This is a genomic window from Cycloclasticus sp. PY97N, assembly GCF_002443175.1.
In the GTDB taxonomy this organism is placed as follows: Bacteria; Pseudomonadota; Gammaproteobacteria; order Methylococcales; family Cycloclasticaceae; genus Cycloclasticus; species Cycloclasticus pugetii.
Genome location: NZ_CP023664.1, coordinates 698506 through 718832, shown reverse-complemented (window position 1 = coordinate 718832; position 20327 = coordinate 698506). Strand labels below are relative to the sequence as shown.

21 protein-coding genes are annotated in these 20327 nt (G+C 42.3%); 15 read left to right on the top strand and 6 right to left on the bottom strand.

Going from position 1 to position 20327, the window contains the following annotated elements:
- The first annotated feature begins 3 nt into the window (after positions 1–3).
- The 6 genes from prmA (at position 4) to purD (ending at position 5958) form a co-directional block, all read left to right on the top strand.
- Entirely contained in the window at positions 4–885 is an 882-nt protein-coding gene (gene prmA / locus CPC19_RS03540) for a 50S ribosomal protein L11 methyltransferase (RefSeq protein WP_016390549.1), read from the top strand.
- Positions 886–888: 3 nt separating this feature from the next.
- Complete coding sequence (locus CPC19_RS03535) at positions 889–1623, top strand: zinc-ribbon and DUF3426 domain-containing protein (RefSeq protein WP_016390548.1); 735 nt, start codon at positions 889–891, stop codon at positions 1621–1623.
- Between the two features lie 114 nt (positions 1624–1737).
- Positions 1738–2727 (top strand): tRNA dihydrouridine synthase DusB, encoded by a 990-nt coding sequence (gene dusB, locus CPC19_RS03530; RefSeq protein ID WP_026362656.1) that lies wholly within the window; start codon positions 1738–1740, stop codon positions 2725–2727.
- On the top strand, positions 2724–2972 hold the full coding sequence (gene fis / locus CPC19_RS03525) for a DNA-binding transcriptional regulator Fis (protein ID WP_015006661.1): 249 nt from the start codon (positions 2724–2726) through the stop codon (positions 2970–2972). The genes dusB and fis overlap by 4 nt, the downstream gene beginning before the upstream one ends.
- 121 nt (positions 2973–3093) lie before the next feature.
- On the top strand, positions 3094–4656 hold the full coding sequence (gene purH, locus CPC19_RS03520; protein WP_016390547.1) for a bifunctional phosphoribosylaminoimidazolecarboxamide formyltransferase/IMP cyclohydrolase: 1563 nt from the start codon (positions 3094–3096) through the stop codon (positions 4654–4656).
- 15 nt (positions 4657–4671) lie between these two features.
- Complete coding sequence (gene purD, locus CPC19_RS03515; RefSeq protein ID WP_016390546.1) at positions 4672–5958, top strand: phosphoribosylamine--glycine ligase; 1287 nt, start codon at positions 4672–4674, stop codon at positions 5956–5958.
- A 78-nt stretch (positions 5959–6036) separates the two neighbouring features.
- Here the strand turns inward: purD and rho are convergent, their stop codons facing one another.
- Both rho and trxA read right to left on the bottom strand, forming a co-directional pair.
- Entirely contained in the window at positions 6037–7293 is a 1257-nt protein-coding gene (gene rho / locus CPC19_RS03510; protein WP_015006664.1) for a transcription termination factor Rho, read from the bottom strand.
- Between the two features lie 181 nt (positions 7294–7474).
- Complete coding sequence (gene trxA / locus CPC19_RS03505) at positions 7475–7801, bottom strand: thioredoxin TrxA (protein WP_015006665.1); 327 nt, start codon at positions 7799–7801, stop codon at positions 7475–7477.
- Positions 7802–7941: 140 nt separating this feature from the next.
- Here trxA and rhlB point away from each other — a divergent pair, with 140 nt between their 5' ends.
- Complete coding sequence (gene rhlB, locus CPC19_RS03500; protein ID WP_015006666.1) at positions 7942–9204, top strand: ATP-dependent RNA helicase RhlB; 1263 nt, start codon at positions 7942–7944, stop codon at positions 9202–9204.
- 9 nt (positions 9205–9213) lie between these two features.
- Here the strand turns inward: rhlB and yrfG are convergent, their stop codons facing one another.
- Positions 9214–9867 carry a GMP/IMP nucleotidase gene (yrfG, locus tag CPC19_RS03495; protein ID WP_016390545.1) on the bottom strand — a complete coding sequence of 218 codons (654 nt, stop codon included), beginning with the start codon at positions 9865–9867 and terminating at the stop codon, positions 9214–9216.
- Between the two features lie 200 nt (positions 9868–10067).
- Here yrfG and nth point away from each other — a divergent pair, with 200 nt between their 5' ends.
- From nth to CPC19_RS03460, 7 genes are all read left to right on the top strand, one after another.
- A complete protein-coding gene (gene nth, locus CPC19_RS03490) occupies positions 10068–10703 on the top strand; it encodes an endonuclease III (RefSeq protein WP_016390544.1) in 636 nt (211 codons plus the stop codon).
- Positions 10704–10880: 177 nt separating this feature from the next.
- Positions 10881–11234, top strand: a complete 354-nt coding sequence (locus tag CPC19_RS03485) for a hypothetical protein (RefSeq protein ID WP_015006669.1) — start codon at positions 10881–10883, stop codon at positions 11232–11234.
- A gap of 12 nt (positions 11235–11246) precedes the next feature.
- Positions 11247–12101: a DUF692 domain-containing protein gene (locus CPC19_RS03480; RefSeq protein ID WP_015006670.1), complete on the top strand. Its 855-nt coding sequence runs from the start codon at positions 11247–11249 to the stop codon at positions 12099–12101.
- Positions 12102–12114: 13 nt separating this feature from the next.
- Positions 12115–12855 (top strand): DUF2063 domain-containing protein, encoded by a 741-nt coding sequence (locus CPC19_RS03475; protein ID WP_015006671.1) that lies wholly within the window; start codon positions 12115–12117, stop codon positions 12853–12855.
- A 144-nt stretch (positions 12856–12999) separates the two neighbouring features.
- Positions 13000–14280 carry a glutamate-1-semialdehyde 2,1-aminomutase gene (gene hemL, locus CPC19_RS03470; protein ID WP_016390543.1) on the top strand — a complete coding sequence of 427 codons (1281 nt, stop codon included), beginning with the start codon at positions 13000–13002 and terminating at the stop codon, positions 14278–14280.
- Positions 14277–14690 (top strand): group II truncated hemoglobin, encoded by a 414-nt coding sequence (locus CPC19_RS03465; RefSeq protein ID WP_016390542.1) that lies wholly within the window; start codon positions 14277–14279, stop codon positions 14688–14690. The genes hemL and CPC19_RS03465 overlap by 4 nt, the downstream gene beginning before the upstream one ends.
- Before the next feature lie 12 nt (positions 14691–14702).
- Positions 14703–15308 (top strand): DedA family protein, encoded by a 606-nt coding sequence (locus tag CPC19_RS03460; protein ID WP_016390541.1) that lies wholly within the window; start codon positions 14703–14705, stop codon positions 15306–15308.
- Between the two features lie 74 nt (positions 15309–15382).
- On the opposite strand, the gene CPC19_RS03455 is transcribed toward CPC19_RS03460, so the two are convergent.
- The 3 genes from CPC19_RS03455 to mpl all read right to left on the bottom strand — a co-directional run bounded on the left by CPC19_RS03455 (position 15383) and on the right by mpl (position 19807).
- Complete coding sequence (locus CPC19_RS03455; RefSeq protein WP_236610536.1) at positions 15383–17443, bottom strand: bifunctional diguanylate cyclase/phosphodiesterase; 2061 nt, start codon at positions 17441–17443, stop codon at positions 15383–15385.
- 416 nt (positions 17444–17859) lie between these two features.
- Positions 17860–18444 (bottom strand): LON peptidase substrate-binding domain-containing protein, encoded by a 585-nt coding sequence (locus CPC19_RS03450; protein WP_015006677.1) that lies wholly within the window; start codon positions 18442–18444, stop codon positions 17860–17862.
- 7 nt (positions 18445–18451) lie between these two features.
- Positions 18452–19807: a UDP-N-acetylmuramate:L-alanyl-gamma-D-glutamyl-meso-diaminopimelate ligase gene (gene mpl / locus CPC19_RS03445; protein ID WP_016390538.1), complete on the bottom strand. Its 1356-nt coding sequence runs from the start codon at positions 19805–19807 to the stop codon at positions 18452–18454.
- Between the two features lie 127 nt (positions 19808–19934).
- On the opposite strand from mpl, the gene apaG reads away from it, so the two are divergent.
- Positions 19935–20318 carry a Co2+/Mg2+ efflux protein ApaG gene (gene apaG / locus CPC19_RS03440; RefSeq protein ID WP_015006679.1) on the top strand — a complete coding sequence of 128 codons (384 nt, stop codon included), beginning with the start codon at positions 19935–19937 and terminating at the stop codon, positions 20316–20318.
- The last annotated feature ends 9 nt before the right edge of the window (positions 20319–20327 follow it).

Sequence of the window (20327 nt, the reverse complement as noted above, 5' to 3'; positions counted from 1 at the left end):
GGCATGGCATGGCAACAATTGACCATTGCAACAACTCAAGAGTTAGCCGCAACGATTGAAGGCTTATTAGAAAACCTTGGCGCTCTGTCTGTGACCATCACAGACAGAGCCGACCAACCTATTTATGAGCCGCCATTAAATAGCACGCCTCTATGGCAACATGTCTCCATTACAGGTTTGTTTGACGAACAAGACGACCTTAAAAATATCGAGCAATTTTTTAACCAACAACTTGGCCATCAGGGCGAGTGGCAATTAACTATTGAGCGTCTAGAAGACCAAGTCTGGGAACGTGTTTGGCTTGAAAATTTCCAACCCATTAAATTTGGCGATAACTTTTGGGTTTGCTCTACCGAACATGACATTGCAGATTCCAATGCAACCTTATTACGACTCGACCCTGGTCTAGCATTTGGCACCGGCACACATCCTACGACCGCCCTTTGTCTTGATTGGTTAGCCAAACATGATCTTACAAAAAGCAATATTATCGACTTTGGATGTGGCTCTGGCATACTCGCTATTGCAGGTCTTTTATTAGGTGCAAAAAGTGCTATTGGCATAGACATTGACCCTCAGGCACTTATCGCCACAACGAGCAATGCCGAACAAAACAATGTGCTTGATAAAGTCAAAGTTTATGCCGCTGATCAATACCCTCGAAAACCCCAAGCCATTGTTATTGCGAATATTTTAGCTGAGCCGCTTATCTCACTATCAAGCGATATTTCAGCCTTAGTTAAACCCAAAGGCCATTTATTATTGTCTGGCATCCTTAGCGAACAAGTAACGCAAGTTATTAGCGCCTACCAACATGAATTCATCTTCTGCCCTGCCACCATTAGAGACAATTGGGCTTGCCTCCATGCCGTTAAAAAAACTTGAGCAATGCCTTATGCACTTTGTCCTTTTTGTTTTAGTACACTACATGTCACCCCTGAACAATTAGCAGTTAAGTCAGGCGTTATTCGCTGCGGCCATTGCCATAAAGTATTTAATGCACGGGAAAATGAACTCAGCGCCGATATTGAGCGAACTATTCCCATTAAACCCAATGAAGACATCACTCAGTCATCAACTGCTATCCAAGAGCATTCGTCTGAAATAGATTCTCCTCCAATTATTGCGGCATGGGAGTCTACAAAAACCACCCATCACTATAAACTGCCTTACGGTCTGCTTTCATTTGTATTAGTGTTAGTGCTTCTCACTCAAATTGCCTTCATTGAATCAACACGATTAACTCAGAACACACAATTACAACCCTTCTTCAAAAAACTCAATAACACCTTCGACTTATCAATTCCTAGCTACCAAAACCTGGATGAAATTCACATCATTGCACGCCAGCTTACGCCTCACCCAAAGCTAGATGAGCTGCTGTCTTTTCAACTCACAATCAAAAATTCCGCCTTAGCCGAACAACCCTATCCAAGCATAAAATTGCTACTAACATCGACTCTCGGTGAGCCAATAGCTCAAGGAGTTTTTACTAAAAATGATTACCTAGCAGACAGTGAAATCAATGATTATTTCGCACCTCAATCCCTAAGGAACATTACGCTTACCTTCCAAAAACCTAGCAAAACTGCCTTTGGTTTTGAAATATCCTTTCAACCTTAAGGTAAAATGCTTGCGATAAATCGCCGCTAAGGATTGACTCAAGATCAGACAATAGCGACACTAAACACCTGAGAGTGTCGCATAAAACTCTCAACTCAACCCCTTTAAGTTCTTATGAAAATTGGTCCGTATACATTAAGTAACAACTTAGTCTTATCCCCCATGGCTGGAATAACCGACAGACCTTTTCGTCAACTTTGTCGGGAATTAGGGGCTGGCTTAGCGGTGTCTGAAATGACTGCGTCAAACCCTGCTTTACGCAAACACCGACGAACCTTATTGAAACTCGATCATAATGGCGAGAACGAGCCTCGCTCGGTACAAATTGTTGGCACAAATCCCAAACAAATGGCTGAAGCGGCTCTCTTTAATCAAGCCAATGGCGCACAAATTATTGATATCAACATGGGCTGTCCTGCTAAAAAAGTATGTAATGTCGCTGCTGGTTCAGCCTTATTAAGAGACGAACCTTTGGTTGAAGAAATTTTAAAGTCTGTGGTTTCTGCCGTCCACATTCCGGTAACGCTAAAAATAAGAACCGGCTGGGATCCACTCAGCAAAAACGCCCCCACCATTGCTAAAATTGCCGAGCAAGCCGGCATACAGGCCCTTGCGATTCATGGTCGGACACGTGCTTGTAAATATGATGGAAACGCTGAATTTGACACCATTAAACTCGTTAAACAATCCATCAACATTCCGGTATTTGCCAATGGAGATATAACTACCCCTCAACGAGCACGTGACGTATTACATCACACCAATGCAGATGGTCTGTTAATAGGCCGTGGTGCCCAAGGGCGACCTTGGATTTTCAGAGAAATTGACCATTTCTTGAAAACAGGCGAGACCTTAGCGCCACCTGACTTTGAGGAAATAAGACAGGTTGTTATTCGCCATATTACGCAGCTACATCAATTTTATGGTGATATTATGGGCGTCAGGATTGCCAGAAAGCATATAGCTTGGTATTTTAAACACCTAGATACATCATTACTGCCTCTTGTTAAGAAAAGTTTTTCCATCCAAGAGCCTCAGCAACAACTAGATTTTATGGATAAAATTTTTCATGCCCTTACACAAACACAACACCAAGTAGCATGAGTTTAGATAAATCAAAACAACCTTTATGTCACCAAGTGACACAAGCACTCGAAAACTATTTTGCACAACTTGACGGTCAAGAAGTCGTTGACCTACACGCACTAGTCATCAGTGAAGTTGAAAAACCATTATTTGAAGCAGTGCTAAACCATACTAAGTCTAACCAGTCTAAAGCTGCGAAGATGCTTGGTTTAAGCCGTGGCACGCTGAGAAAGAAATTAGCCAGCTACAATTTGGATATTTAACCCTAGTTCAGTTCTAAGCCGAGTAGCAAAAAGCTCAGCAAAAACATACGACTTTCTATAGAATACCCTGTTTTCAGATAGGCCAATTAGGCCTGACACTCTTTCATAAACAGGTCAAAAAATGAGCAATAAAATCACTCGCGCTTTAGTTAGCGTTTCCGATAAATCAGGCATTATTGAGTTCTGTCAACAATTGAGCAGCTTAGGTGTTGAAATCATTTCAACCGGCGGCACCGCTAAATTACTACAAAACAATAATATTCCTGTTGTAGAAATCAGTGATTACACCGGGTTTCCAGAAATGATGGATGGCCGCGTCAAGACGCTGCACCCAAAAGTTCATGGTGGTATTTTAGGTCGCCGTGATATTGACCAAACCATTATGCAAGATAATGATATCAAGCCGATCGACCTAGTTGTTGTAAACCTATACCCCTTCCAACAAACAGTGGCAAATCCAGATTGTGATCTTGCAACGGCCATCGAAAATATCGATATTGGTGGGCCCACTATGATTCGCGCTGCTGCTAAGAACCATAAAGATGTCACCATTATTGTTGACCCTAATGATTACCAACAAACCATTGAGTCTATTAAGGCAACTGGCGGGGTCGATGCGCCTAGTCGTTTTAATTTTGCCGTTAAGACGTTTGAGCATACTGCACAATATGACGGCGCTATCGCAAATTATTTAGGGGCCATTCAAGAAAACGGCGATAAAGCCGACTTTTCTCGTACTATTAACCTACAATTTAAACAAAAACAAGTGATGCGTTACGGTGAGAATCCTCATCAAAAAGCAGCCTTTTTTACCGAAGAGGCCTCTCAACCCGGCACAATTGCTTCAGCAGTTCAGCATCAAGGCAAAGAGTTATCCTATAACAATATCGCCGATACCGATGCGGCGCTTGAGTGTGTTAAACAGTTTGATGATTCGCCAGCCTGCGTAATCGTGAAACATGCAAACCCCTGTGGCGTAGCCCTTGGTGATAACATTCTGGACGCATACAACCGAGCTTACCAAACAGATCCTGAATCTGCGTTTGGCGGCATTATTGCGTTTAACCGTCCACTTGATTTAGCAACAGCTCAAGCCATCACAGATCGTCAATTTGTTGAAGTCATTATCGCCCCAGGTGTTAACGAAGATGCCTTGGCCGTCATCGCTGGCAAGAAAAACCTTCGCCTACTGGACAGCGGACAATGGGAAAAAAGCGACGAAGATCGCTATGATTTCAAGCGTGTTAATGGCGGCCTACTTGTCCAAACTATTGATAAAGAGTTATTCACAGATCTAACCGTTGTTACCAAACGACAACCCAGCAAACAAGAAATGCAAGATTTATTGTTCAGCTGGAGCGTTGCTAAGTTTGTTAAGTCAAATGCTATCATCTACGGCAAAAACAACATGACTATCGGCGTAGGCGCCGGTCAAATGAGCCGTGTTAATTCTGCGAGAATAGCCGCGATTAAGGCTGAGCAAGCAGGTCTAGATGTTACTGGCTCTGTCATGGCATCTGATGCATTCTTCCCCTTTAGAGATGGCCTCGATAATGCTGCTCAAGTGGGTATTCGAGCAGTGATTCAACCTGGTGGGTCAATGCGTGACGAGGAAGTTATTCAAGCGGCTGACGAGCACGATATTGCCATGGTCTTTACGGGCATGCGCCACTTTAGGCACTAATCAAGGAGTTCTATAATGAATGTACTAATCGTAGGCGGCGGTGGGCGTGAACACGCCTTAGCGTGGAAAGCAAAGCAATCTTCTAACGTAGATACGGTCTATGTAGCACCCGGTAATGCAGGCACCGAACAAGAACCCGGCATTACCAATATTGACATTCAGGCTGAAGATATTGATCGCTTATTAACCTTTGCCTTAGAAGAAAAAATTGAATTGACCATTGTTGGCCCCGAAGCTCCGTTAGTGGCCGGTATCGTTGATCAATTTACCGCTAACGGTTTACGTTGTTTTGGCCCAACCCAACTGGCTGCACAACTTGAAGGATCCAAAGCCTACTGTAAGGACTTCTTAGCACGCCATAATATTCCTACCGCTGACTATCAAAGCTTTAGCGATATCGAACCTGCTTGCGACTACATTCGCAGCAAAGGCGCTCCTATTGTTGTAAAGGCTGATGGTTTAGCCGCTGGCAAAGGCGTTATCCTTGCGGAAACTAAACAAGAAGCCATTGACGCGGTCAACGACATGTTAGCTGGCAATGCCTTTGGTGAAGCAGGTCATCGCGTTGTGATCGAAGAATTTTTGCTCGGTGAAGAAGCCAGCTTTATTGTCATTGCCAATGGTAATCAAGCACTGCCCATGGCCTCATCTCAGGACCATAAAGCACGTGATAATGGAGATTTAGGTCCTAACACGGGTGGCATGGGTGCTTACTCACCTGCACCTGTTGTAACACCTAAAATGCATGACCTCATCATGGATACCATTATTCAACCTACATTGGATGGCATGATAAAAGACGGTATTCCATACACCGGGTTTCTATACGCAGGCGTAATGATTGACGCTCAAGGAACACCCAAAGTACTTGAATACAATTGTCGATTTGGCGACCCAGAAACCCAACCCATCATGATGCGCTTGAAGAGCGACCTGACTGAGCTGTGTAATGCCGCCCTTGATAATAAATTAGATACCATCTCAGCTCAGTGGGATACTCGCACAGCTATTGGTGTGGTTCTTGCCGCTGGTGGCTACCCTTTCGACTATCATAAGGGTGACATTATTACTGGTATTCCAACGGAGACCGATAATGCTAAAACCTTTCATGCTGGTACCAAAATGAGCAATGGTGATATCACCACTAATGGCGGCCGTGTCCTGTGCGCCTGTGCCCTAGGTAACAGCGTACTCGACGCGCAATTAAAGGCCTATGAGACGGTCGGTTCAATTCAATGGGACAATGTATACTTCCGAACTGATATTGGCCACCGCGCTATAAAGCGCGAACAATCGGCCTAGCCTAATAAAATATCAACACACAAAAAAAGAGCGTTTAAATATAAACGCTCTTTTTTTGTTTCTTAAAATTATTAATTGCTAACGCTTCATTGAATCAAAGAACTCGCCATTTGTTTTTGTTTTCTTAAAGCGTTCTAACAAGAACTCAATCGCACCCATTTCATCCATTGGATTAAGAATTTTGCGGAGAATCCAAGTTTTTTGAAGGATATCAGCGTCCACTAAATATTCTTCTCGGCGTGTGCCTGAACGGTTAACGTTAATCGCTGGGTAAATACGTTTTTCAGCAATTTTACGCTCAAGATGAAGCTCCATATTACCCGTGCCTTTAAACTCCTCGTAAATCACATCGTCCATACGCGAACCGGTTTCAACGAGAGCTGTTGCAATAATTGTCAAACTACCGCCTTCTTCAATATTACGTGCCGCACCAAAAAAACGTTTAGGACGTTCAAGTGCATTAGCATCCACACCACCAGTCAAAATTTTACCTGATGAAGGCGCTACAGTATTGTAGGCTCGACCCAAACGGGTAATAGAGTCTAACAAAATAATAACGTCTCTTTTGTGCTCCACCATTCTTTTTGCTTTTTCAATAACCATTTCGGCCACCTGAACATGGCGAGAAGCAGGCTCATCAAATGTACTGGAAATCACTTCACCTTTAACGGTACGTGACATCTCTGTCACCTCTTCAGGCCGCTCATCGATCAATAGAACCATTAAATGGCTTTCTGGATTATTTGCAGCAATAGAGTGCGCTAAATTTTGCAGAATCATGGTCTTACCAGCTTTAGGCGGTGACACAATTAAGCCACGTTGCCCCTTACCAATGGGTGATACCAAGTCAATAACACGGGAAGTTAAATCTTCAGTCGTACCATTCCCCATTTCTAAAGTTAAACGTTCATTGGGGAAAATAGGCGTTAAATCCTTAAACGCTATTTTGTTTTTTGCATGTTCTGGTTTTTCATAATTAAGCTTATCGACCTTCAATAGTGCAAAGTAACGCTCACTATCTTTAGGTGGGCGAATTTTTCCCGAAATGGTATCCCCCGTTCTTAAACCAAACCGACGAATCTGACTCGGCGAGACATAAATATCATCTGGACCCGCTAAAAACGAACCATCTGCCGACCTTAAAAACCCAAAACCATCTGATAATATTTCAAGAACCCCATCACCATATACATCATCGCCTTTTTTGGCTATTTTCTTAAGAATTTGAAAGACAGTGGTTTGTTTTAATGATCGCCCAGTGTTATCAACACCAAGTTCTTTCGCAAGTTCAAGGATTTCAGTTGCGGGTTTACGCTTCAGCTCAGTTAGGTTCATATAGATTTAAGGTTGGAATAAAAAGGTATAAACGTGCACATTTAGCACTAGAGGTTTTTTAATTGATTTTTTTGATTGTTTGCACGGCAAGTGGCGTGCTTAAGGGGTTCTTACTTATGGAAGTAAAGGTAGCATTAAAAAACACCCTCGTCTACCTTTAAGGCGAAGGCGTTGTATTTTTTTAGATATTACTGTCAATAAATGCTGATAATTGTGATTTAGTCACGGCTCCTACTTTGGTCGCTTCCACTTCACCAGCTTTATAAACCATTAAGGTTGGAATGCCTCGCACACCAAAACGCCTTGGCATCGCTGGGTTTGAATCTATATCCAACTTAACGACTTTCAACTTACCGGCATATTCGTCTGCAATTTCATCGAGGATCGGTGCTACCATTTTACAAGGACCACACCATTCAGCCCAAAAATCTACTAATACTGGTTGTTCAGACGCCAAAACGTCCTGTTCAAAACTATCATCGGTGGTATGAACTACATTTTCACTCACTATTTATCTCCGTTCGGTTAATACTACGCACTATTACATCATAATAGAGTACGATATCAGATGCATAGCTTACCATGAATATTTCATTCCTAACTAAACTTCCAATTCACTCCTCTATTTCTTCAACAATTACATAACTTATGTCCGACACCCATCTTACTGATACTCAATTTTCTTCACTTGGGCTCACTGCCCCTTTAATTCAAGGTTTAGACGAGGCTAATTTCATAAAGTGCACGCCTATTCAGGAACAAACCTTACCCATCAGTTTGCTCGGCAACGATGTCGCAGGACAGGCGCAAACAGGCACTGGAAAAACCATTGCTTTTTTACTCGCCACGTATCACACCCTACTAACAAAAACGCCTGCCGATAATAAAAAAGGTGTTAGGGCGCTTATTCTTGCTCCAACGCGTGAACTGGCGATACAAATTGCAAATGATGCAAAAATTATTGGTAAACACACTGACATTAAAGTCGGCCTTGCCTACGGTGGAACAGATTACGATAAACAACGTAAAACCATAGAGGATGGTGTGGATATTTTAATTGGCACCCCGGGACGAACCATCGATTTTTTCAAACAAAAAGTATTTAACCTTAGAAACACCGAGGTCCTAGTACTAGATGAAGCAGACAGAATGTTTGACCTTGGGTTTATAAATGATATTCGCTATTTATTACGACGATTACCTAAACCTGAAAACCGTTTAAACTTATTGTTCTCGGCAACACTTTCGTTCAAAGTTACCGAATTGGCTTACGAGCATATGAACAATCCTGTAATGGTTCGCGTTGAACCCGAACAAATAACTGCAAAACAAGTGGTTGAGTCTGTTTATTACCCTGCTGATAATGAAAAAATCCCCTTACTTCTTCATCTGCTGACAAATGAGAAACCCGAAAGAGGGATTATTTTCATTAATACCAAACACACTGCAGACCGTTTACATCGTTACCTAAAGGGCAACGACTTTGATAACGCCGTGCTTTCAGGCGATGTACCACAAAAAAAACGACAAACCATTTTAACTCGCTTTCAAGACGGCAAACTACCTTTATTAATTGCCACTGATGTGGCCGCTCGTGGATTACACATTCCTGCTGTTAGTCATGTATTTAATTTTGACCTACCTCAAGATGCCGAAGACTATGTTCACCGAATTGGTAGAACCGCCCGCTCAGGCGCCAGCGGTAAAGCCATTAGTTTTGCCTGTGAAACCTATGCTTACTCACTGCCTGACATTGAAGCCTATATATCACACAAAATTCCTTTCGAAAATATTGATGGCGCCTCCTTACCGGATGTTAAACCAGCTACTAAAAGAACCGCTAAACCATCTACTCACAAACGCCCAGCAAACGCTCGAACACAACAAAAATCACGCTCACATAAACGGTAATTAAGCCGTTTATTTTGGCTGAATAGCGCCAAGACTTTCGACTGCTAAATAGTCATGTACGATACGCGGTGGCTCAGCGCTATCGGGTTTAGTAATAGCGACGATGTATTGAATGCCAAATGTATCGGCTGCCTTCAACACACTTAAACTATCATCCACCATCACGGTTTTAGATTTATCAAACTGCTCCAGCTGATGAAAAGCATGCCAAAAACTTTGCTGCTCTTTGGGGTAACCAAAATCATGCGCAGAAACAATCGCATCAAAAAACTCTACCAAACCTGTTTTTTGCATTTTTAGGTTTAAACTCTCTGCATGTGCATTTGTTACCAACACACAGCGTTTACCCGATGCTTTTATAGCTCCTAAAAAATCGCGTGTATGCGGCAATTCTTTAATATGTTCCTGTGTTTCAACTTTTAGCTTAACAATATCAATACCTAATGCCTCGCTCCAATAATCTAAGCAATACCAATTTAACAAGCCTTCTTGGGCTTTAAAAAGAGGCTCTAGCTGTTTAATTGCTTCATCAAATGAAATACCTTCCTTATTAGCAAAATAATCAGGCACAACACGTTGCCAAAAATGGTTGTCGAACCGTAGATCCAACAAAGTACCATCCATATCCAATAAAACAGTTTCTATTTCCGACCAATTAATCATCTGGTAACCTAACCTTTACAACGTTAAACTTTTCGACTTACCTTCAAAAGGCATACCGGTATGTTAAACCATTTCAGCAAACGCTTATCCCTTTTCCTAATAAGTGGTTTATTGCTTACCATCAATGCCTCTCAACATTCCCCCACCAATGCTATTTAAGCGCTAATAAACAGATACTTACACAATAACTCAACTCACTTATGAACAAAGCTAAACGCCTAGAAATATTCGAGCGACTCGCTCAAGCTATCCCTGAACCTGAAACCGAACTTAATTACAGCTCACCTTTTGAGCTTTTAATTGCAGTTATCCTTTCTGCTCAAGCTACCGACAAGGGAGTTAACAAGGCGACCGATAAATTATTCCCTATTGCCAACACGCCTGAAGCTATTTTTGCACTCGGTGAAAAAGGACTCAAAGAATATATTAAAACTATCGGGCTTTTTAACACCAAAGGCAGCAACGTTATCAAAACCTGTAAAATGTTAATGGAACAGCATAATAGCCAAGTCCCTCAAACTCGCGAGGAACTTGAAGCCTTACCGGGCGTTGGGCGAAAAACGGCAAACGTTGTTCTAAACACTGCCTTTGGTGTTCCGACTATCGCTGTTGATACGCATATCTTTAGGGTCAGTAATCGCACTAAAATTGCCACCGGTAAAAATGTCTTAGAGGTTGAAAAGAAACTTGAAAAAAACGTACCAACAGCACACAAGCTTGATGCCCATCATTTACTGATTCTTCATGGTCGATACACATGTATTGCTCGAAAACCACGCTGCGGTTCATGCGTCATTGAAGATTTATGTGAATTTAAAGACAAAACCATCTATTAGATCATTTTTAAATCAAGCTTATTAATTCTAGTAAAACTAAAACAAGCTGTAAGTTTTTTAAACTTTGCTTGGTCTATTAAAGCGCATATAGTAAACCGGCTTACTCTTGTCGGTACTGCAGACAAACGCACTGAAATAAACAGTGACCCGAGAATAAAAAAACAACAGGATATTCTTATGAAAAACCCTACAAAAAAACCAATCATCACCGCGTTAGGGGCTGCCTTTGTCACCTCAATGGCATTTACTCCAGTCGTAAACGCAGACACAAACCCATTTGGCGCAACTGAATTAAAAACTGGCTACATGGTGCTTGCCGAAGGTAAATGCGGTGAAGGCAAATGCGGTGAAGGTAAATGTGGTACTGAAAAAGCTGCTGACAAAGTAAAAGAAGCAAAATGCGGTGAAGGTAAATGTGGCGCTGAAAAAGCTGCTGACAAAGTAAAAGAAGCAAAATGCGGTGAAGGTAAATGTGGCGCTGAAAAAGCTGCTAACAAAGCAAAAGAAGGTAAATGTGGCTCTAAGAAGTAACGCTAGCTAGCAATGATTAATACCTTTCCCGTTCATGGAGTTGGGCTTGGATTAAGGCGGGCCTTTATAGGCCCGCTAGTTGAAAAGCCGCCTAGCAATATAGATTTTTATGAAATCGCTCCTGAAAACTGGATAAAAATCGGTGGTCGATATGGTAAGCAGTTACGCGCCTTAACCGAACAGTTTCCTTTTGTAGCACATGGTTTGTCACTCAGCCTAGGTAGCCCAGACCCACTAGACGTTAAGTTCATTCGCGACATTCGAGATTTTATTAAACTACATCAAATTAAGGTTTATACCGAACATCTCAGCTATTGTAGTGATGGCGGTCACCTATACGACCTGATGCCCATCCCGTTTACTCAGCAAGCAGTTGAATACGTAGCTGAGAGGATTCTCCACGTACAAGATATTCTTGGCCAACAAATTGCCATTGAAAATGCCTCTTACTATGCTGCCCCTGGTAAGGAAATGGAAGAAATTGATTTCATTAACGCAGTGATAAAAAAAGCCGATTGCAAGTTACTGGTCGATATTAACAATATATATGTCAACAGCGTAAACCATAAATACAGTGCGGAAGAATTTTTGAAAGCACTACCCGGTGACCGCATAAGCTATGCACATATTGCAGGACACTATAACGAAGCCGACGATATTATTATTGATTCTCACGGTGCTAATGTCATTGATCCTGTCTGGCAATTACTCGATAAAGCTTACGACAATTTTGGCCTATTTCCCACCCTATTGGAGCGTGACTTTAATATTCCACCACTACCTGAGTTACTCGACGAGGTTCACCTTATTCATCAAGCCCAATTAAATTATTCACCCCAATCAGGTCAAAAACGTGTCGCAAAATAACGCGCCTTCTTTCATGCAAACTCAACATGCATTCACCCGCTATATTCGTGACCCAAAAAATGCGCCAAAACCGAGTGATATTGAAGAACGACGCATAAATATATACCGCGACCTTCTGTTCACCAATATTGCCAGCGCGCTTAGTGATGGATTCCCGGTTGTTAAGACTATTTGCTCTGAACAACAATGGGAAAATATCTGTAGAGATTTTTATCATCGTCACCCAAGTCAAAGCCCCTACTTTTCTGACATTCCCCAAGAGTTTATCCACTATTTAGAGCACGAACGCACAAGTAATTCAGACGCCATTGATGATACTCCATTCCTACTAGAGCTAGCTCATTATGAATGGCTTGAGTTTATCGTTTCCATTACTGACGATGAAGCCTACCCTCCCATTAGCGACCCTTTCAATCAAGCTTTAACCGTTGCGCCAACAGCCTTAGTTGCTGCCTATACCTACCCCGTACATAAAATTTCGCCTGACTTTTTACCCGCCGAACCACCCGATCAGCCAACATACCTAGCCGTTTACCGCAATATTGAGCACACAATATGCTTTTTAGAAATAACACCAACAACACATGCCTTGCTTATCGCATTAGCCGACAACACAAGCCAATTAACCAAAGACATTTTGTCAACATTAGCTAAAAACCTTCAACACCCAGACCCTAGCGTTGTTATACAAGGAGGGCTATCCATAATTAATGACTTTATTCATCGTGGTATCGTCGTTTCTGCCCCTAATTAATTTAACCCTCAGCACTTAAAACGAGCTTGCGATAGCCGCCTGAGCTATTTTCAAAACTTTTTAACCCGCTAATGCCTGCTTTTTTTAAGTCCTTCATCTTTATTGCTTATAATGTTCCGTTATTCAAATAAACCACCCATTGATATGAGCAACTCTTCTCTTTTTGATCAAGCACAACAATCTATTCCTGGCGGGGTTAACTCACCGGTTCGCGCCTTTAAAGGTGTCGGTGGAGACCCTGTTTTTATCGACCATGCAAAGGGCGCATACCTTGTTGATACTAACAATAAACAATATATCGACTATGTTGGTTCCTGGGGCCCTATGATCTTAGGCCATAGCCACCCCGATGTTGTTAAAGCCGTCCAAACAGCGGCCGAAAAAGGGCTTAGTTTTGGTGCACCCACCATTATTGAAACCACGATGGCAGAAAAAGTGTGCCAACTAGTACCATCCATTGAAAAAGTACGCATGGTCAGCTCCGGAACAGAAGCCACCATGAGTGCTATACGTTTAGCTCGTGGTTACACAGGCCGTGACAATATCATTAAATTTGAAGGCTGTTACCACGGTCACTCCGATTCATTATTGGTAAAAGCCGGTTCTGGCGCACTCACTTTTGGCGTTCCCAGCTCACCGGGTGTACCAGCCTCACTGGCCGACCACACCCTAACGCTTCCCTATAATGATGCTGAAGCGGTCTCGCAATTATTAAAAACCAACGGCAATGACATCGCCTGTATTATCGTCGAACCAGTCGCTGGCAATATGAACTGCATACCTCCAGAAACCGGCTTCCTTGAGTGCTTACGAACATTATGTGACCAATACGGCATTGTGCTGATTTTTGATGAAGTGATGAGTGGCTTTCGCGTCGCGCTTGGTGGCGCACAACAAGTGTATGGCGTAACGCCCGATTTAACCACACTAGGCAAAGTCATTGGGGGTGGTATGCCTGTCGGTGCTTTTGGCGGCCGCGCTAAAATCATGGCTGAACTTGCACCTGATGGCCCTGTCTACCAAGCTGGCACCCTATCAGGCAACCCCCTAGCTATGTCTGCTGGGCTCGCAACACTTGAGCTTATTAGCCAACCTGATTTTTACCACCAACTATCACTCCGTACCACGCAGTTATTGGATGGTCTAAACAACATTGCTAAAGAAGCCAACATCCCTTTTTCTACCAACCAAGTGGGCGGTATGTTTGGCCTATTTTTCTCTGAGCACAAAAATATTCGCCGCTTTAGCCAAGTCATGGCATGCGACCAGGCACGCTTCAAACAATTCTTTCACCTTATGTTAGAACAAGGGATCTACCTCGCCCCTTCTGCCTTTGAAGCTGGGTTTGTCTCTGCTGCGCATAGTGAACAAGATATTAACGACACACTTCATGCTGCCAAGGTCGCCTTTGAGAAATTAACATGATTGACACATTAAAACCTGGCCAAACCTATAAACTCACCCAATACGAAAAACTAGGTGGTGAAACAGTTATTCGTCAACTTGTTAAGTACTTTTACGAGGCCATGGACAACAACACTGACGTTAAAACAATTCGTGACATGCATGCGGCCGATTTAACGGAGGCTGAAGACAAATTATTTCTTTTTTTAAGCGGGTGGCTCGGCGGCCCTTCGTTGTATATTGAAAAATATGGTCACCCACGATTACGAGCGCGCCACTTACCTTTTTCCATTGGCATTAAAGAGCGTGATCAATGGCTACACTGCATGGATAAAGCTCTCCACAAAATGAATATCGAAAAAGCCATGCACGATGAATTGATGCAAGCATTCTTTAACACCGCAGATTTTATGCGCAACCAAACTGAGTAACAACTGAACTGAATGTTTGCCGAACTGCTTGACACCTTCACACAGCTAATTAACCAGCACCCAACTTGGGCAGGCCTTATTGTCTTTCTAGTTGCCATGGTTGAATCACTGGCTATTATTGGGGTAGTTATACCAGGTGTCGCTATTATGTTTGGAGTCGGCACACTTATTAGCAATGGCACATTAGATATGGCTAGCACTGTTATGTGGGCGGCAGCAGGCGCATCATTTGGCGACGGACTAAGCTTTGCCTTAGGTAAGCACTACGATAAAAAAATTTACACCATCGCTTGGTTTAAAAACAATCCGGATGTATTAAAAAACGGCCACGAATTTTTTGAAAAGTATGGCGCAATTAGTATTTTGATTGGGCGTTTTATTGGCCCTATTCGCGCGATTATTCCACTTATTGCTGGTATTTTAGACATGCCTACTAAACATTATATTCCTACTAACCTTATTGCTTCGGCTTTATGGGCGCCTGCTTATCTCATACCCGGCTTTTTTTTTGGAAAATCGACGACCCTCATCACCACTAACCTTGAGAATGGATGGCCTTTCACCCTGCTCTTTGCTGTGCTTATCTGGGCTTTTTACAAAATACTCAAACAACGTTAATAAACTGATGGCTTAACCCTTACTAAAACCCGTTAAATCGTACTATCAAAAGCCAAACCATTGCTTGTCAGCCTTTATAAAACAACCACATTTCTAAATAATAAATCATCCATCTCTTTTGCTGGCATTGGTTTGTGAAAATAATACCCTTGAAAGACAGAACACCCGTGATAGGTTAAAAAACTCAATTGGCTTTCCTTTTCAACACCCTCGGCGACCACATCCAAGCTCAAACTTTTAGCCATCGCAATAATCGTAGCGGCAATTTCCGCATCCGATTGATCGACGTGCAAATCTCGAACGAATGACTGATCGACTTTTAATTCACTCAGCGGCAGCTTCTTCAAATACATTAGCGACGAATACCCCGTGCCAAAATCATCCATCGAGATTTTAAAGCCGAGATCTGTCAACGCATGCATTTTATCAATAGTCAGGTGTATATCTTTAACAGTGATGCCTTCAGTCATCTCTAACGTCACATAACTTGCAGACACACCTGATTCATTCAATAAACTTGTTATGGTCTCAAGAAAATTATCCTGATCGAATTGATATGGACTGATATTTATTGATAACCTAAAGTCTGGAGTAATGTCTGCTTGCTTCCATTTTTTCAATTGCCCGAAGGCTTCTTTTATAACCCACTCACCAATCGGTAAAATAAGACCTGTCATTTCAGCTATTGGTATAAACTCCGACGGGGACACCATTTCTCCATCTTTTTTAAACCAGCGTAACAAGGCCTCAGCCCCTGAAATTCGGCCAAACTCATCTACCTGAGGTTGATAATATAATTCAAACTCATTAGCACTAAGAGCATGTCTTAAGTCTGTCTCCATTTGCAATTTAGCATCTGCATCTGCTTGCATCTCAAGCTGGTAAAAACGATAACCATCACGACCACCTTCTTTGGCACGATACATTGCAGTATCAGCCTGCTTCATCAGCCCTTCAGGGGTCGTGGCCATATTTGGGAATGTGGTAATGCCAATACTCGCTGTTAAATGATAAACCTCACCTTGAATAATGAATTTTTCACTTAAAACATGTCGTAACTTCAACATTAACGAATGAATTTGGTTAATGACCGCCTCTTCAGAGCCTTCCAGCTGACCTGACAAAATAACAAACTCGTCTCCGCCCAATCTAGCAATCGTATCAACCCCACGGAAAACCTGCTTCAAACTAGCGGCTACTTTTTTTAGCAGTTCATCCCCGGCTGCATGACCACGTGAATCATTCAGTGTTTTAAAGTTGTCTAAGTCAATAAACAGTAACGCACCGTGCCGGTGTTCTCTGATAGCAATATCGAGAATGTACTCCATGTGTTCTGTTAACAGCCGTCTATTCGCAAGGCCTGTTAATTCATCATAATAAGCCAGCTCCTGAGCCACTTTTTTTGATTGTTCAACCTCATTCAACGTTGCATTCATCCGTTGCAATAAACTATTAAAGTGCTTCGCCATTTCAGCATACTCACTGCTATCTGCCTTATTGACGAAGATTGTCTTGGCATAAGCCTGTTCAAGTGTAATGTCTTTGATATCCTCCATTAAATCCTGTAATGGCTTGACGAAAATACTTTGCAACCAGATAGACAAAAGAATTGCCAAAACAAACGCGATAGGAATTGAGATCACAATCAACTCCTTTAGCGCTATTAGAAGCTTTTCAGAACTATCAGTAGAAATGGCATAAGTGACAGCACCTACTTCCTCATCTCCAGACACTACAATACTTTTGTATAACAGTAGGTTGTCGACTGCTTTTATTGTATCCGGCTCAACAAGTTGAATATTTTGATGTGCTTGTGCAGATTTTGAATAATGCAAAATAGTCTGCCCAGCCCCCCCCGCAAGGTCGGCATGCTCAAGAACAGGAAACTGTTGCCATTTGCGCAATAATTCCTCACGCAAATTTGGAGCCCCATTCAATACCAAGGTAGCATAATCATTTTCTAAGACCTGAGTGATAGCTTTCAGTTCGCTGACTGACTCTTTAGCATACTCAGCCTTTTCATGCTGATAGGCAAACACAGAATAAAAAACAATCAGTGCTGACGCCATCACCATCATTAACAAGATAAATTGATACCTGACAGGGAGATAAGAAAGCTTCACTGTACTTAACAAGCTTATCCCCTTTAATTAATTGCTTTTTGTAGTAAACAGACAGCAGATTGCTGCCACTCAAAAAAGGGGGTCAGATTGGCGCGCACAGGTACAGCTATTAGGCAACGACCCACATGATTAACAACTGGCCACCTAGCCTTGCTCTCATAAGTGGCCACCATCTCAATATGCCACGCTTTCATCTTGTGAGTGCAACTCACCAATGGCTTTAGAGCTTGAGCAAGTGTTCAAGCATAAATATTGCCCCTGAAAAAATCTATCCAAGCAAAACAACGAGCAAGATATTCTCGATCGCTCATTGCCTTCATTACTCCTTGTTTTCACACACATACCCAAAACCACCCGGTCATAAATTTTTTTAACCTTTAAAATATAGCAGATAAAAACTCTTCTACAAGTCGATAAACAAAGACAATTCAATGGGCCGATAACAAACCCAAAATCACCTCTAATCGCTCGGTAGGATTGTCTATTTCAAGCAATCGTTGGCGCATAATATTTTCCATTGGAAATACTTCTGTTAGGCGGCAACTTACCCAGTTTGCATCTTTAAACCTTGTTTCATCCAATGAGTTATTGGGCTGATGCTTTTTAAGTATTCTTTTTAACATCGTGATTAACTCAGAGCACTCAGCAGGAATCGTTGCGCCCACAGGTTCCTCTAAAATTTTAATACTGGCAGTTCTTAACTGTTGATCAGACACTTGGCTATCTACTATGCTGAATCGCTGACAACCTAATGCCTCGATTTGCAGCACGCCATCGGCTGACTGATCCCAATTGATGATTTTAGCTAATGTGCCTATTGCATAACACTTGGCTGCATCACCTACCTCATGACCATCTTCAATCATATTAACGCCAAAAGGCATATTTTGTTTTAAACAACGGCTCACCATATCGAGGTATCGCGTTTCAAAAATTCTTAGCGACAAAACCCCTTCTGGAAAAAGGGCTACGGATAATGGAAAAATAGGGACATTGTTTGTTGAAATTTGCATGGCCGTGTTACGAATTTAATCTGTCTTCAATTATTTGATGAATACCGCTAAAACTACCATTGCTCATAAATAACACATGGTCATTTGATTGCACAACACTAACGATGGCTGCCACTAAATCATCAATGGTTTTAAAAAGCCTAATATTGGGATAATTACCCATCTCCATTTGCCAGTCCATCTCATCCGGCATAAAAACAAAAGCAAGGTCTGCTTGCTCTAACGAGGGTAACAAGGTCTCTTTGTGCACGCCCATTTTCATAGTGTTGGATCGTGGTTCAAGCACCGCTATTATCCGTTGATCTGCAACCTTTCCTCGCAAACCCGCCAAGGTGCTAGCAATGGCCGTTGGGTGATGGGCAAAATCATCGTACAAGGTAATATTATTTACAACCGCTCGAACTTCCATTCGACGTTTAACGTTTTGGAATCGCGCCAGCGCTTTAATTGCGGTGGCCGGCTTAACACCCACATGAGCTGCCCCTGCAATAGCAGCTAAGGCATTTGATACATTGTGTTGCCCGCTTAAGCTCCAACACACACGCCCCATAAAATCACCTTGATAATACACATCAAACTCGCCTTCACCTGCGTCAAGGTTATCGGCAAACCAAGTCGCTTTAGCTGATGACTGTTTAGCAAATTTTTCTACCGGAGACCAGCAACCTTGTATGAGCACCTCGTCTAAGTTTTCATCACCGGAAGGGGAAATCAACAGCCCATTGTTTGGCACCGTTCTTACCAAATGATGAAACTGGCGTTTTATCGCACCAAGGTCATCAAAAATATCAGCATGGTCAAACTCAAGGTTATTTAAAATACAGGTCTTTGGCCGGTAATGTACAAACTTCGAACGTTTATCAAAAAAGGCCGTATCATATTCATCCGCTTCAATCACAAAGTAATCAGATTCTCCCAACTTAGCAGATATAGCAAAATTTAGCGGCACACCACCTATTAAAAAACCTGGTTTTAAACCAGCGTCCTCTAAGATCCACGCTAACATCGAACTGGTTGTCGTTTTGCCATGCGTGCCAGCGACAGCTAACACCCAATGATGTTGCAATACATGTTCGGCCAACCATTGTGCACCTGATGTGTAAGGCAGATTTAGATTCAACACCGCTTCAACCTCTTCATTGCCTCGCGACAGTGCATTACCTATCACAACAATCTCTGGCTTTACCCTTAAGTTATCAGCACTATACCCCTGCATCAACTCAATCCCTTCGGCTTCAAGCTGAGTACTCATGGGAGGGTAAACACCTGCATCTGAACCAGTAACGGTATGGCCTAAACGTTTCGCCATAACGGCAAGCCCGCCCATAAAGGTGCCACAAATACCTAAAATATGTACTCTCAATTCACGTTTTCCTAGATAATATCGCTGAAGACCATCTTACTTCAGATACTGTTTATATTTGAAGGTAAAGGCCAATTTATTATGAACAACCACCCACATTGGGCAAACGCTATTATTTATAAAAACCATGAGTGATATAAAACGTCAAAAGATTCAAGTCGATGTAGACACTACTTACATCGCCTCTTCATCTGAACCAGAAGCAGCACGTTACGTCTTTGCGTATTCTATAACAATTAAAAATACCGGTAATATTGAGGCACAACTCTTGAGCCGTCATTGGATTATCACTGATGCTAATGGCAAAGTTCAAGAAGTGCATGGCGAAGGCGTCGTTGGCGAAAAGCCTCACCTACAACCAGGCGAGTCTTTTCAATATACTAGCGGTGCGGTTATTGAAACATCGGTAGGTGCGATGCAAGGCAGTTATCATCTACAAGATGCTGATGGCGAAAAGTTCACCGCTACCATTGCGCCCTTTTCTTTATCCACGCCAAGAACCTTGCACTAAGGCGCTGTT